The organism is Acetonema longum DSM 6540 (assembly GCF_000219125.1).
Classification (GTDB): domain Bacteria; phylum Bacillota; class Negativicutes; order Sporomusales; family Acetonemataceae; genus Acetonema; species Acetonema longum.
Genome location: NZ_AFGF01000116.1, coordinates 1 through 14,620, shown reverse-complemented (window position 1 = coordinate 14,620; position 14,620 = coordinate 1). Strand labels below are relative to the sequence as shown.

The window sequence follows — 14,620 nt, the reverse complement described above, 5'->3', positions numbered from 1 at the left end:
CCGATATTTTTTAAAATACACCCTTCTTTATCATTTTATTGGTGCTTATGGGCAACAATGTCTATCATCACTAAACCACCTATTGGTAAATCAGTTGCTGCTATGGTATCAATCACAGGGGGCGCTTCTTTAAAATAGCTTCTACAAACTTGGTTTACTTGGGGAAGATGATCATTCATATCTTTTATGTATATGGTCATTTTTCCAATATCAGCAAGATTCATTTCAGCTTCTAATAGGATATTTTTAAGGTTTTTCATCGCCTGCTTGGTTTGGCTTTCAGCATCATTTCCAGCCAATTCACCAGTAGCGGGGCAAATGCCCATCTGCGTGGAAAATAAAAAGTTTCCCGCAAGTACACCCTGAGCATAAGGACCTGTAGGTTCAGGCGCTAACTTAGTTTTTATTACTTTTCTCATGTTTTGCCTCCCTTGTTTAGCTTTTTTCAATTCACTAAAACCAGGAAATTGATAGCGGCAATACGCCGTTATCAATTTCCCCAGTACTGGCTGCAGTTGGATGTCTATACTGCTTTATCCAATAATTAAGAACATGTAGTGAGCCGCAATGCCCGCGCAAATTCCACCGATTGTATGTGAAATAATCGCAAATCCCGTCAGATCTCTTTTGCCAAGAGCATCCATCATGGATACATGGGTACTTAAATAGCCGCTATAGCACATTCCAATGCCAGTAAATACTGCTATTTCGTTCGGACCGACATAGCCTTTCGTCAGCATTTGCGGCAAAGTCCCCAACGCGGCTCCAACCGCCCCTAGCGAGGTCAGCGGGAACGCGATATTGCTGCCATGTTGGAAGCCAAATAACAGATTGGTAACAGGATAAATATATTCACCGATCTTGGATAGAAGAGCGATCCCTTCATAGGCTCCGCCAATATAGGTTGGATTTCCGTCCGCACCAGTTGCAGGACCTAACGTTAAAATCATAACGGCAGTACAGACAGTCAGAATTCCAGGGATAACATTTAAACCATTTACAACGCCGGTTTTGCCGCCATCAAGCATAGCATTCATAAAGCGGTCAAATAGAGACTGCTTGTGTTTCATCCCATGCAAAACCGCCGATTCTTCTTCACTGACAGTCTCAAGCGTATCGTCAAGTTGATCCATCGCAGTAAATTTCCCGGTTTTCATATAGTGCCTTTTGGTCATATACAACATCAATCTTGTGCTGACAAGAGTGCCAAAAGCAGCGCCGGCAACCCCAATAGCCGCCGGTTTGGCAAAACCAAGGCCCACCATATAAGTAAACACTATGAGCCCCATCCCAAAGCCGGTTCCAATATTAGTTAGTGCAGGAACTTCATATTTTTTGAAATACTTTCGGATTTTTTTGTCTTGCGCTAACGCCAGAATAGCGGGATTATCAGACAGAAAAGTAGTTATTACGCCCAATGAAGCTACACCGGGCAATCCGAAAATGGGCCTCATAATAGGCGATATCATGTTTTGCAATACGGCAACTACGCCAAATTCAGATAATAAGCCGCCAGAGGCCCCCGCCAATACACAGATAGCCATGACAAAAAATGCTGTATCCTGAAGCAAGCCATAAGCAGTCTTCATGATTGTACTAAGCATATGAGATAGACCCATAATGGACTGTATATACCAAAGAATTCCGCTGAAAATTGCGACAAATATAGCTGTTTCTAAACCATATCCTTTATTATCCGTTGCTGCCATCCCTTGAGTAACCTGTCCTGCCATGAATTTCTCCCCCCTCAGATTTCTCTTCCAACTTGGTATAAGGCTGAACCATTTCGTTGTCCGATCCGTACACCCCACATTCCGGGCAAAGCCAAGTCTGCACCCTCATTGATACTTCACAATCATTTATGATGTGCTTTATCAATGTCAGTTTTGATGAATTTCCAAGTGTCCACACCACTTTTTCCCATTCATAAGTAAGTCTCCTTTTCAACAGGCGCCGCTGCCGTGCAATGCAGCGGTTTTTTTCTTGGGGCCCGGCGCTCTGGGGCAATTTTTCTTGTGGATATAAGTAAACCTCCAGACTGATGAAACTGGAGTACCCATTCTGGAGGTTTACAAAAACACGGTTCCGTTTTAATACAATTTCTGCCTAACAGCAGCCAGTTTCATTAAACTTTGTCCCCTTTTTTGGGAATATACTATCATATATCTGTTAAATTACTTATTTGTTTCAATTTGTTTCATCATCTAACCAAGGCTGCATAGCGCCGCCTTCGTCCGCCGTTCTGCAGTTCTTGGCATAAAGAGCGAGGAGGCCTGTTTTCACTTTTGGCGGAGGGCAAACCCATTTTTTTCTGCGTTCGGCAATAATATTTTCCGGGACATCAAGATTTATGGTCCCTTGCACAGTGTCAACGGAAATGATATCGCCTTCCTCTATCAATGCAATCAGACCGCCTTTGGCCGCTTCCGGCGTAACATGACCAACAATGGCACCATAATTAAAGCCAGAGAATCGCGCGTCTGAAATAAGACCGACACTTTTATGCAGCCCATGGGCAATTAAGGCATCCGTTGTTACCATCAGCTCAGTCATGCCGGGTGCCCCCACACAACCTTCGTAGCGGATAACAATGACATCTCCCGCTACGATCTCGCCACGTTCAATCGCGGCAAAAGAATCTAAATCGCTGCTGAACACTCTCGCCTTGCCGGAGAATTGTTTCATTTCCGCCGGGACTCCGGTAGGACGAACGATGGAGCCGGTGGGAGAAAGATTTCCCTTCAGAATTTTAAGCCCCGGTTCCTTAAATAAGGGATCAGCAAGAGTTCTGATAATATCGGAACTTTTAGCCTCCACATTTGCAAGAAGTTCTTTCCATGTACGGCCATCCATAGTAGGCACATTGGTATAGATTTGAGATTCGATCATTTTCATAACCGTCAGAGCGCCGCCGGCATAATGGAAATCCACAACGGTATAAGGACCGCTGGGAATGACGCCTACGATGCAGGGAAGCTTGCTGGCGTAGTGATCAAAATCGTCTAAGGTAATCTTAATGCCTAACTCATTTGCAATCGCGATCAGATGCAAAACGATATTGGTTGAGGCAGCCGTTGCCATAGCAAAGGCAATGGCGTTCATTAAGGTTTCTCTGGTAATAAGGTCTGAAGGCTTGCGGTCCGCCTTCGTCATCTCCACAATCATTTCGCCGGCTTCTTTGGATCTCCTTAATTTTAAGTTATCCGTTGAGGGAAGCGTACCCGTACCCGGCACCACAAAGTTTATGATCTCACCGGTCATCTGCATGGTATTGGCTGTACCCATCGAAGGGCAAGCGCCAAAGGAAGGACAGACATGTTCCTCTAATTCAAGCAGCACCTCTTCGCTTTCTCCGCCGAGAACGGCAACATCCAATTGAGCCTGCACCATTTTTTGACCTTTGTAGATACCTGCCGTCATAGAACCACCGGTAACGCAAAGGGTCGGAATGTTCAGCCGTGCCATTGCCAGATAACAGCCGGCAATAATGTTATCGCAGGAAGCCACTGTTACAAGGCCGTCAAAACGATGGACCTTCGCTACAAACTCAATGGAAGCGGCAACGATATCTCTTGCGGCCTGTTCATATTTCAATTCTTCCGCGCCGTTCGCCACATTGCCGCAGGTAGCGGGCACGCCAAATTCTACGGGAATGCCGCCTGCGGCCCAGATGCCTTGTTTAATTTTTTCAACAAGAGTGCGCAAATGAGCCGTTCCCGGAGATCCTTCCATATACGTATTAGCCACTCCGATATGAGGCTTCGTCTTAATGTCGGAGTCGCAATAGCCGGCTCCTTTCATCATTGTGCGGCGATGAACCGCTTTTCGACCATTCCAATATGACCTGGTACAATCCATTTTGTTCTCCTCCTTTTGTGCGCACGTTGTGCGCTTCATATATATTTCACAGAAATCATCGCTCCTGCGATGCGATGTAAGACAACCGACTTACCCCACGCGAAAGCCTCTGGGGGACCATAGCATGTCGGTAAAGTCAGGATTAGACAGCGTCCGCTGTCGAGTAACCTGGCGAGTCAGGCCATATATGGTAAAGCCTTTGGGGCTGAATCCGGGTCTGTGGCTGGGTGAGCTACCGGAGTAAACTACCGGTATCAATGGGTATCCCCCATATAGGAAGGATTGGGGATAAGCAGGCTCATTGACACACCTGTGGTAAACAGGGTAACGACCAACGGGTACCTACGTATGGATGCACTATATGAAGCTGTCAAACGTGACTTGCCTAAGTACCGCTTCGGTATATGGCAGAGAGCCCTCATAGTAGCCCAACGGCCTTCTGCAATGGATGGCACATGGTGAAGAGGGGCAGTATTCCAATTCCTAGTTTTGAAAGGAGTTGCTTTGAATGGAGCATGTAAAACTCATAGAGAAACTGGAGGGTTATCGTCGTCGCAATGCCGTCAACCATGGCTATATCAACTGTGACCTCTATCGGCTGTTTTACGATCGGGATCCGGAATTGATCACTGCCATGCGGGCCGAATCCTACCTGCCTCAGCCAAACAGAACCACCATGATACCCAAGAAGAATGGTAAAATGCGTAAGCTAAGCTTTCCAACCGGAAAGGACAAGCTGGTTCAAGAGGCCATCCGCATGATCTTGGAATGTATTTATGAACCTACCTTTTCCAACCTCTCACATGGGTTTAGACCCAAACGTTCTACCCAAAGCGCCATTGCTGAGATAGAGACCTGGAAAGGGACGATTTGGTTCATGGAGGGTGACATTGCCGCTTGCTTTGATGAAATCGACCATCGCATACTAGAATTCATCCTTAGGGAACGAATTCACGATGAGCGCTTTATCAGACTCATCAATAAAATCCTCAAGGCCGGATACTTTGATATGCAGCGCAACTACCATAGGACTCAGACTGGAAATGCCCAAGGCTCCTGCTGCAGCCCCATTCTCTGCAATATCTACCTTGATAAGCTGGACCGGTTCATGGAGCAGATTATCGAGCGCGATACCAAGGGAAAATACCGCAGACAGAATCCGGAATACACCAGGGCTAGATACCAATACCACAAGGCTCTCCATAATGGCAGCGACCCCTTGCTGACGGAATCTCTGTTACGAGAATGGAATAAATTCTCGGCTACGGATCGGTTTGATCCTCAATTCCGCAGGATAAGGTATGTCCGGTATGCCGATGACTTTTTGATTGGTATCATTGCCCCTAAGTCCTATGCTGTAGAACTCAAACAGCAAATCAAGGATTTTCTTCAATACAAGCTGGCTTTGCGCTTAAGCGACGAGAAAACTGTTATTACACACGCCGCGGAGCATGACGTGGCCTTTCTCGGCTACATCCTTCGCAAGGGCTACGGCAAACACAACAGGTTTCAAAACCGCCCTTTTGACCCTACCCTCCGTATCCTGATGAATACGGAGGGCATCTTAAAAAGGTTACGCGAACATGGTATGTGTACGGCAAGTGGCTATCCCATTGGCATCACCCGGCTCTTTAGAGAATCTCCGCAAGATATCCTCCAGTATGCCAACCAGGTCCTGCGGGGACTGCTCCATCAGCAGTCTGGCTGCTACAATTTCTCTGAAGGCTGGCGTATCCAGTACATCATACAGTTTTCTGTGGCTAAAACTTTGGCCCGAAAATTTGACATTAGCCTCAAGAAGGTATTTGCCCGTTACGGCTACTCTCTACGGATGCACTACAAAAAACGCCAAGGGATTCACTCGCTCTGTCGGCCTTGCCCTTTACCAATCATTTGCAAGGCACAAGAACTTCTTCTTGACCGCCAAATTGGCAGTGACATCGTTCCAACTGCCTACTTACAACCCGGTCAATCCGCTTACCGGTGGTTGCTACATCTGCGGTAATCCGCAAGGTCATGTCAGCATGTATCACAGGAAGACCAAGAAGAAGCTCGACATGCCTTACTCACCCATGATCACCATCATGTTGGCAATCCATCGGCGGCAGATTCCCTTGTGTGATGATTGCTTTACCAAAGCCGAGGCGAATAGGGTGCAGCTCAACCAATTTATCCGACGATAATTTGATCATTCATTGGAATATGGAGAGCCGTATGCGATGAAAGTTGCTTGTACGGTTCGGGAAGGGGCGGGTTACTTTGTTAATCCGCCTATTTCATACTCCCTCAAAAGTTTGGTTGAATTATCATGCTTCCTGGTTTTACTTGTTCCACCACATCTTTTTGCCAGTTTTCCCTTGCAACTTCTTCAATGGACACTGACACCTGCTCCATCTTGCAACCAAGTTCCGCCACAGTCAAAGCTTGCAATTTTTTCGTAAATTCTTCTTTTGTGGCTAAAGTTCGCCCTGGATACAACATCAATGAAATGTGCGGCATATTCTTCCCCTCCCCTATATAGATTTTTGCTGCAAGATTTCCCGCTCGACCTGCGGGAAAGGCCGGCATGATAAACAATACAGGGCCTCTATAGCGAGTTTGACTGGCAACATAGCCCATCAAATCAAGCTGATGACAAGAGCAACCGTACCTGACCAAGCGCACCAAGTTGGTTTAAGCATCCCACTTAGCTCCAATATTCATTGCCACCGCCTTGTCATAAATGCACTTTGCAGTGACCAGGTCTTGTGTGCCAATCCCAACTGTTTTAAATACGATGATTTCATCATCATGATCTCTTCCAGGGATATTCCCTAATAAAACATTACCCAGTTCGCCGGTAAAATCATTTTCTGCAATCGTTCCGTTGGCAAGAGGGATCAAAATATCCCCGGCTTCCGACAACACGGCTTCTTGAGAGTCAAAATAAATCTTGCTGGCTCTTGTTAAGATAACCGGGTCCATTTCCTGCATATGAGGCTGATAAGAGCCAACGCAACTGACGGTTGTGCCTTTTTTCACTTTCGTGCCGTCAAAAACCGGCTTTGAGGAAGGAGTAACTGTAACGATCAGATCAGCATCGTCAATTGCCGCATCGGAACTTGCCGCCGCTTCAATCTTTGTTCCGTATGCCTTTAATTCCGCCTGCATCTTTGCTGCAAATTCCTTGGTTCTTTCAAGGTTCAAATCATATACTTTTACTTCTTGCAGATTGCGGGCGCAAAGCATCGCTTCCAACTGCGCGGCCGCCTGCCCGCCGGTCCCGATCAAAGCGCCTTTTTTCGCAGCTTTTCTTGCCAGTACATCAAATGCCGCCCCTGACGCAGCTCCTGTCCGGAGTTGCGTCACATATGTCCCGTCTAAAACCGCAATGACAAACCCATTGGTTCCATCAATCAGCAAAACCTGGGCTGGCGCTGATGGAATTCCTTTATTAATATTGTTGGGAAAAATATTAATAATTTTGACGGAGGCGCAATCCAAGTCCGCCGCATAGGCCGGCATAAATAAGAACGTACCTTCATGCTTTGGCGCCGGAATATTGGTACGGAGCGGCACCACGCTTTTGCCTTCAGTAAAGATACGAAATGCCACTTTGTCTGCCTCAATCGCGTCTTTCATGGAAAAAACTTTTTGAATGTCATGTTTCGATAGTAACAGCACGTTTTTTCTCCTTATATAGTAAATTCAGGCCCACTAGAAAACAGAGTTTTTAAGTTCACGCTCATAATGCTACTTGTTAATGACCAGCGCATCCACCGCACGAACGCCCTCACCTTTCGGATACACAAGCAGCGGGTTGATATCCACTTGGCTGACAGTGTTTTTATTGTCGGCGGCATATTTTGAAATGGTTACTATGGCGTCCGCCAAAGCATCTACATCTAATACTTTCTGCCCCCTGGCGCCGGTGAGCAATGGGTAAGCTTCCAGCGACGCAAGCATCTTGAGGGCTTCGTTTTTATTCAAAGGAGCCGGATATAAGGCTACATCCTTAAAGATCTCGACAAATATGCCGCCCAGGCCGCACAAAATGACCGGCCCGAATTGCGGGTCGTTGTTAACGCCGACGATCATCTCCAAGCCCTTCGGCGCCATTTCTTGGATTAATACGCCATTGATTTTGGCGTTTGGCGCATTTTTCTTTGCATTAGCCAAAATTCTGCGGTAGGCTTCGACAGCAGCTTTTTCATTGTCAATATTTAATACCACGCCGCCGACATCCGACTTATGCAGGATATCCGTCGACTCAATTTTCATTACCAGGGGATAGCCAGTCCTGCCTGCAATCGCAACCGCTTCGGCTTCGCTTGCGGCGATGGCGCCTCCGGTAACAGGCAAGCCGTACTTCTTCAATAATTCCTTGCTGGTAAACTCGGACAGAGCCGTCTGCTTGGACCCCTTGGCTTCCGCAGCTTCTTCAATGTCGGGCAGCGCAAGGTCCAGAGTCTTGTCAAAGTGGCTGTAGCTGATATAATCGGCCAAATATTTTAAAACTGCAAAGGCATAATTAGTCGGAGGCAAGACCGGCACACCCAGTTTTCCCAGCCTTTCGATAATTTTTGGCTCTCTGGTGTTCTCCAGAAGAGGAATAAACGCCATCGGCTTAGCATTGCCGGCGCGGACGACCTTCTCGATGCCGTCTATCATGGTATGCACATCAGGAGTAACATTATTTTGCAAAATAGTGAAGCATAAAAGGCACATACCGATATTAGGATCATCCATGATGGTTCTCAGCGCTTTAGCAAAAATATCGCTGTCATAGGACATTGTAAAGGTCATATCCAGAGGATTGTTAGCCGTAGCGTAGTAAGGCAGCATCGCCTGTATCGCATCAGTGGTGCTTTGATTGAAATCCGGGAATTCCACGCCGTTAAGATAAGCTACATCCGCGCAAACAACCGTTTCGCCGCCGGAGAAAGCCATAGAGGAAAATGTCGGTTTCTTCGGCAATTCAGGGAGGGTTGCCAGAACAGTGGAGATAGCTATAAGTTCTTGCAAATCTTTCACGCGAATAACGCCAAACTTTTTAATTACGGCGTCAAACACTTTGTCGGCGCCGGACATGCTGCCGGTGTGAGATGACGCCAGCTTGCTGCCTTTCTCGGACATGCCGGTTTTTAAAACGACAATCGGCTTCCGCTTGATTGCGGCCTTTTTCAGTACTTCCGCAAGCCGCTTCGGGTTTTTCACCCCTTCTATATAAGCAGCAACCACTTTTGTATCCGGATCGTCAACCAGAAAATCCATATAGTCTTCCACCGTTACCGAACAACAATTGCCGACTGACGCCATAAAGGAGAACTTCATGGTGTTTTCCATTAGCGATTGACACAATTGACCGCTTTGCGAAACAAAACCAACGTTTCCCCTGCGGTCACGGTCTTCGATAATGAAGGCAAAACCGCACACCTTGTCAATATAGTTAATGAATCCCCCGCAGTTAGGCCCCATTAAGGCTATGCCCAACTCTTTGCACAGCGCGCTCAGTTCTTTTTCTTCTTGTTTGCCTTGTGCATCTCTGGTTTCACTGTAACCGCTGGCAAACACTACAGCGCCGCCGCATCCTTTTTTGGCTGCCTGGCGCAAAAGATCGGGAATAGTCTTTTTCGGCGTGCATAGCACTACGAGGTCAATATTGACAGGAATATTTTCCAGCGAGCGATAACATTTATGTTCAAAAATAGTATCATAGTTGGGGTTTACCAAATAGGCATTTTCTATTTTCCCCCATAACTTTACATTGGTCAGCAAGTCGCCGCCCATGGTGCTGGCTTTTTCACTTGCGCCAACGATAGCAACGGATTTGGGTTTAAGAAGTTTAGTTAGATCCACAATTACCGTCCTTCCTGTTTTTACATTTTGCCGGCAAAGTTGACTGGCACACCAAACTTGAATATCCGTGCATTTATTGAGAGATAGTTGCACTATCTCTCAATAAATGCACCTTTTACAAAACGCCGTTTCCTGCTAGCTACTGCTTAGCAACTCTGCGCATAATCCCAGCCTAAGTTAAAACACACGGCATTGGCCGGATTAATTTTTCCTTTGCTGCCAAAAAAATCATCTATACCGTTTCGAAATGCTTCTTTATCAAAAATATTCGTTTTTTTCACAAACGCACCTAGCATAACAAGGTTTGAGCCTTTGACGTTCGATGCTTCATTGGCCATTTCAGTCATGGGAACCAGTAGAACATTTATGTCCTTGCGGTATACCCGATCTGCAGGAACGATGGAACTGTTAACGAATAAAAAGCCGTTTGATTTAAGCTTTTTTTCAAATGTGTTGACCGAAGCCTCATTCAGCGCAATCACTACATCAGCTTCTTTAACATATGGGCTGAATATCTCCTCATTGCTGATCTTGATGTGGCAATTCGCAGTGCCGCCACGCATTTCAGGCCCATAGGAAGGTATCCAGGTAACGCCTTTTCCGGACTTAGCGCAGTTTCGGGCTATAATCAGCCCTGTGGTCAGAACTCCCTGTCCGCCAAATCCGGCGCAAATGATTTCTGTTTTCACTGTAATTTTTCACCCCGCTTAATATATTCGCCTAATGGATACACTTTCAAGACCGTATCTGCAATTCTATCCATCGATTTAAGCGGGCTTAAATTCCAGTTAGTCGGGCAGGGAGATACGATTTCCACAAAAGAAAAGCCTTCCCCCTTCATCTGCGCTTCAAAAGCATTTTGCAGATATTTTTTAGTTTTCATGATCTCCGGGACATTAGTGGTTGCGCCTCGCGCCAGATATGCAATATTAAGCGTCTTCATCATGTTCAGGACATTTAAAGGTTCGCCGTGCATGCTTTCATCCCGGCCGGTTGTGCAGGTAGAAGTTTTTTGGCCTAACAGCGTTGTCGGCGACATCTGACCGCCTGTCATGCCAAAGACGCCGTTATTCACATAAATTTGCACTATTTTTTCATTGCGCCTGGCCGCCCATATTGTTTCCGACAAGCCGATGGCGGAAGCGTCGCCATCGCCTTGATAGGTAAACACCGCATGGTCGGGGCAGCATCGCTTCATTCCGGTGGCAACCGCCGGAGCTCTGCCGTGCTGCGCCTGAACTTGATCAACGCCGATCATCTCCAGCACCCAGCAGGCGCATCCCACTGCCGTAGCGCACAAAGCCTTATCTTCCAAATTCATTTCGTGCAGCACTTCTGCTACCAGTCTGTTTATAACCCCGTGCCCGCAGCCAGGACAATATTTACTGTCCTGAAGAATCGTTTTCGGCACTCTCCTCTCCAACTAGCCCACCTCCTTGCCATTGGCGCTTAAAATATCGTTGACCATGGACAATATTTGCTCCGTCTCAGGAACATAAATGCCGCTTAAATACGAATATACCGGGATTTTACATTTACTTGCCAATTTGACGTCGTCTTCTAATTGGCCAAGACAGCTCATCTCCACAGCAATGAACCCTTTTACATTTGCCAGGCGTTCAAATGCTTTTTTAGGAAACGGGCTGATGCTTATAGGCCGTATTAAGCCTAATTTAATTCCCTGCGCTCTGGCGACGCTGACAGCCTCTTTGCATATTCTAGAACTGATTCCGTAGCTTACTAATACAACTTCGGCGTCCTCGGCCTGGATCGACTCCCATTTTTGCTCTTGCTCAAACATGGCAATATATTTATCTCTTAAATGTTTCTCATAAGCCGGCACCCCGTCCGGCACGCCCTTGTCACTATACTCTTTTGAATACATCCACGGATTCATGATAATCTTGTGCTGGCCGGTTTTATTTCCCGTCATTGCCCAGCTAAACTGCTTGGAATCATGCGTTTTCATCGGTGGCAATTCCACAGTTTCCATCATCTGACCGATAATCCCATCCGATAAAATAATTACCGGGTTAGTGTATTGTTCCGCCTTGTCAAAAGCCGTATAAGTCAAGTCAACCATTTCCTGCACCGTGGCCGGAGCATATGCCAACACTTTATAATCTCCGTGTCCCCCGCCCTTGGTAACCTGCCAATAATCGCCTTGAGCCGGCCATATATCGCCCAATCCGGCGCCGTATCTGGCTACGTCAACAACGACACAAGGCAATTCGCAGGCCGCAATATAGGAAATACCTTCCTGTTTCAAGCTAAAGCCTGGGCCTGATGTGCTTGTCAGCGCCCGGAAGCCGCATGCCGCCGCGCCAAAAACCATTGATATGCCGGCAATTTCCGACTCGGATTGAACAAAAACTCTGCCTACTTCAGGCATTCTCCAGGACATGTACTCTAATATTTCACTTTGCGGCGTGATGGGATATCCGGCATATATGTTACAGCCCGCTCTAACGGCGGCTTCTGCCAGCGCTTCATTTCCCTTATATAACTCCTTAGCCATATTTCTCCTCCTTATCCTCCCTATTCAGCAATTTCAAAAACATAGTCCGGGCAAACGATATAGCAGGCTCCGCATGCAATACATTTCTCCTGATCGATTACAACAGGCTGAAGTCCTTTCTTATTCAATTCACTTACTATTGAAATGGCGCCCTTGGGACATGCTTTAATGCAATACCTGCATCCTTGACACCGTTCGGGTCTGACAATTGCTTTAGACATCACGAATCTCCCTTCCTTATCTTCTGCAGCGAGTCAAGACTCCCGCCTCTATAGGCGGCACCAGTTCGGGTGGAGCAGTCTCCACCCGAACCACCGATGTTTCAGCCTAGCTGAAACGAGTTCACTAAACCATCCATTATACTTGCTGCTGCGCACTCTCGCCTTGCTGGTCCTCTTTTTGAGCAATTTGCCGGAAGAAGGTAAACGAAGTATAGAGCAGGACGCAGACTACAACCCAAATCAATGTTGTCAGCGGCAATGACTTAATCACGTAATAGGCGAGCAGAACGCCGAACACACCTGTAATAGTAAGAATGACGGAGGCTTTCCGGTTGTATTTGCCTTCTTTTACAAATTTAATGCTGCACCACGGCATCACAAAAGAACAAGCTCCCATCATAATCGGAAATGCAGCGGTCACGCTCATTCCAAGCATACTTACCAGCGCCATTGTCGGAGCAAACATGCCGATTCCCATCGTTTGTAACGCCCCCAGAAAAAAAATACCGATTAATCCCAGAGCAAGACTGACTCCATCGAGGGATGTAGCGGTCCCCATTTGTCCAAAAGGACCAACGTTCAAATTGCGGCATGCCATGACAATTGCCACTGCAGTGAGCGCCACGCCCAGCACCTTTCTCACAGTCACAATCGACCATCTCGTAGCAATCGAAACACCGACCAAAGAGCCAATGATTGCAACGACAATCATGCTGACTAAAGTAAGCGTATCCACTTTCACTAATCCCACAAACAAGATGAACTCGACAATTGTAGTAATACAAAACGCGACATTTCCTGTACCGCATAAGTGCTCATCCTTGACGCTCTTGGTCAACCTAAACGCGGTCATGCTTGTTGCCATATTGCCGATGCCAAGCGTGTCAAATACGCAGGTAACGAAGCCAATGACGGAATAGAGAAAGGTATGCTCCTTACCAAACTCATCCTTATGAGTAATACAGTCTTTAACAAAGTACACCAGAAAAATAAGCGCCGAGATGGTGATTGCTATCCTCAAAATAAGCACGATATCCAATTCCATAATTGTTGCCCTCCTTACGTGTTTTTCTGTTTTCCCTGTAATATTCTTTAGTTGTTCGATATTGCAGGCTTGCGGCCGATGCAGTTTGAAGCCCGCTTATGTCTTTCTTTGACTGTGGCGGTCTCCGGGATTATCGCAGCGAGAATCCGTACTTGACCGGGTCCTCCTCGTCAATCATGAACTGGCTGTGACCAGTGATGTATGCGCTGCCGGTAATTTCCGGTATAATGGCGGGATAATCGCCGACCTTGGTCTCGCGGAGTGCCTTACCGATAAATTTCGTGTTGATGACGCTCTCATAGACGAACTTTTGCTTCAGGGCCAGTTCGCCTTTGGCAAAAAGCGTCGCAACCTTGGCGCAGGTGCCGGTTCCGCAGGGAGAGCGGTCGATCTGGCCGTCGAACACGGTAATGTTCTGCATGTCCGCATCCTTTGACTTGGCAGGGCCATAAATCTCGCAAAGGTCAACCGTCTTGATATGGGAAAGTTCCGGATGCGCGATCTCCACCTGCTGGTTCACAGCCTCGATGATCTTCATGCCGGTCTCCACCAGGCGGGAGGAATTTTCCGGACAGATATCAATGCCGATCTGCTTGACATTAATGATGGCAAAGAAGCTGCCGCCGAAAGAGATATCCATGGTCAGCTTGCCGTAGCCCGGAATATCGACATGCACATCCTTCTTGTACAGGAAGGCCGGTACGTTTTCGAAGGAAACCTGCACTGCCCGTCCGTTTGCCACCTTGACTTTTGCCGTGACAAGCCCAGCCGGTGCTTCCAGGCGGATGATCGTTTCCGGTTCCTTAACTGCGACCATTCCTGTTTCAACGGCAATGGTCGTGGTGGCTATGGTGCCGTGCCCGCACATGTTGTGGAACCCGCCGCCATGCATAAACAGGACGCCGAAGTCAGCCTCCGGTATCGTTGGGACCGTCAAGACCGCCCCGAACATATCATTGTGGCCTCTGGGCTCAAGCATGACCGCCTTTCGCAGGTAATCATAGTGTTTCTGAAAATATTCCTTCTTCTCCGGCATGCTTTTCCCGGGAATATTAGGAATTCCCCCAACGATTAGGCGAAGAGGCTCGCCCATCGTATGGGAGTCAACGGCAAATAAAGTCCTCTGGTTTTTCAATTTTT

13 protein-coding genes are annotated in these 14,620 nt (G+C 47.1%); 1 reads left to right on the top strand and 12 read right to left on the bottom strand.

What is annotated here, in order from left to right:
- Positions 1–35: 35 nt before the first annotated feature.
- The 3 genes from ALO_RS12490 to ilvD form a co-directional block, all read right to left on the bottom strand.
- Complete coding sequence (locus ALO_RS12490) at positions 36–419, bottom strand: Rid family detoxifying hydrolase (protein WP_004096450.1); 384 nt, start codon at positions 417–419, stop codon at positions 36–38.
- A 114-nt stretch (positions 420–533) separates the two neighbouring features.
- Complete coding sequence (locus tag ALO_RS12485) at positions 534–1,733, bottom strand: CD0519/CD1768 family membrane protein (RefSeq protein ID WP_004096448.1); 1,200 nt, start codon at positions 1,731–1,733, stop codon at positions 534–536.
- 454 nt (positions 1,734–2,187) lie between these two features.
- Positions 2,188–3,858: a dihydroxy-acid dehydratase gene (gene ilvD, locus ALO_RS12480; RefSeq protein ID WP_004096446.1), complete on the bottom strand. Its 1,671-nt coding sequence runs from the start codon at positions 3,856–3,858 to the stop codon at positions 2,188–2,190.
- A gap of 508 nt (positions 3,859–4,366) precedes the next feature.
- On the opposite strand from ilvD, the gene ALO_RS12475 reads away from it, so the two are divergent.
- Positions 4,367–5,863 carry a reverse transcriptase/maturase family protein gene (locus ALO_RS12475; RefSeq protein ID WP_004096444.1) on the top strand — a complete coding sequence of 499 codons (1,497 nt, stop codon included), beginning with the start codon at positions 4,367–4,369 and terminating at the stop codon, positions 5,861–5,863.
- Between the two features lie 281 nt (positions 5,864–6,144).
- Here the strand turns inward: ALO_RS12475 and ALO_RS22110 are convergent, their stop codons facing one another.
- The 9 genes from ALO_RS22110 to ALO_RS12430 all read right to left on the bottom strand — a co-directional run bounded on the left by ALO_RS22110 (position 6,145) and on the right by ALO_RS12430 (position 14,615).
- Positions 6,145–6,525: a tautomerase family protein gene (locus tag ALO_RS22110; RefSeq protein WP_139025393.1), complete on the bottom strand. Its 381-nt coding sequence runs from the start codon at positions 6,523–6,525 to the stop codon at positions 6,145–6,147.
- A 6-nt stretch (positions 6,526–6,531) separates the two neighbouring features.
- Complete coding sequence (locus tag ALO_RS12465; RefSeq protein WP_004096440.1) at positions 6,532–7,521, bottom strand: ornithine cyclodeaminase family protein; 990 nt, start codon at positions 7,519–7,521, stop codon at positions 6,532–6,534.
- A 69-nt stretch (positions 7,522–7,590) separates the two neighbouring features.
- On the bottom strand, positions 7,591–9,696 hold the full coding sequence (locus ALO_RS12460) for an acetate--CoA ligase family protein (RefSeq protein ID WP_004096439.1): 2,106 nt from the start codon (positions 9,694–9,696) through the stop codon (positions 7,591–7,593).
- Between the two features lie 146 nt (positions 9,697–9,842).
- Positions 9,843–10,385 (bottom strand): 2-oxoacid:acceptor oxidoreductase family protein, encoded by a 543-nt coding sequence (locus ALO_RS12455; RefSeq protein WP_004096437.1) that lies wholly within the window; start codon positions 10,383–10,385, stop codon positions 9,843–9,845.
- A complete protein-coding gene (locus tag ALO_RS12450) occupies positions 10,382–11,119 on the bottom strand; it encodes a thiamine pyrophosphate-dependent enzyme (RefSeq protein ID WP_004096435.1) in 738 nt (245 codons plus the stop codon). Before ALO_RS12450 ends, ALO_RS12455 begins: the two co-directional genes overlap by 4 nt.
- Entirely contained in the window at positions 11,120–12,214 is a 1,095-nt protein-coding gene (gene vorB / locus ALO_RS12445) for a 3-methyl-2-oxobutanoate dehydrogenase subunit VorB (RefSeq protein ID WP_004096433.1), read from the bottom strand.
- Positions 12,215–12,234: 20 nt separating this feature from the next.
- The gene (locus ALO_RS12440) at positions 12,235–12,435 is read right to left on the bottom strand and encodes a 4Fe-4S binding protein (protein ID WP_004096431.1); all 201 of its coding nucleotides are present in this window, start codon (positions 12,433–12,435) and stop codon (positions 12,235–12,237) included.
- A gap of 136 nt (positions 12,436–12,571) precedes the next feature.
- On the bottom strand, positions 12,572–13,480 hold the full coding sequence (locus ALO_RS12435; protein ID WP_004096429.1) for a sulfite exporter TauE/SafE family protein: 909 nt from the start codon (positions 13,478–13,480) through the stop codon (positions 12,572–12,574).
- 130 nt (positions 13,481–13,610) lie between these two features.
- On the bottom strand, positions 13,611–14,615 hold the full coding sequence (locus ALO_RS12430) for a proline racemase family protein (RefSeq protein WP_040293358.1): 1,005 nt from the start codon (positions 14,613–14,615) through the stop codon (positions 13,611–13,613).
- Positions 14,616–14,620 lie beyond the last annotated feature (5 nt).

Bases quoted from the DNA above. Each gene is read 5' to 3' on its own strand.
- ALO_RS12490 (WP_004096450.1), bottom strand. From the start codon at position 419: ATGAGAAAAGTAATAAAAACTAAGTTAGCGCCTGAACCTACAGGTCCT.
- ALO_RS12485 (WP_004096448.1), bottom strand. From the start codon at position 1,733: ATGGCAGGACAGGTTACTCAAGGGATGGCAGCAACGGATAATAAAGGA.
- ilvD (WP_004096446.1), bottom strand. From the start codon at position 3,858: ATGGATTGTACCAGGTCATATTGGAATGGTCGAAAAGCGGTTCATCGC.
- ALO_RS12475 (WP_004096444.1), top strand. From the start codon at position 4,367: ATGGAGCATGTAAAACTCATAGAGAAACTGGAGGGTTATCGTCGTCGC.
- vorB (WP_004096433.1), bottom strand. From the start codon at position 12,214: ATGGCTAAGGAGTTATATAAGGGAAATGAAGCGCTGGCAGAAGCCGCC.
- ALO_RS12440 (WP_004096431.1), bottom strand. From the start codon at position 12,435: ATGTCTAAAGCAATTGTCAGACCCGAACGGTGTCAAGGATGCAGGTAT.
- ALO_RS12435 (WP_004096429.1), bottom strand. From the start codon at position 13,480: ATGGAATTGGATATCGTGCTTATTTTGAGGATAGCAATCACCATCTCG.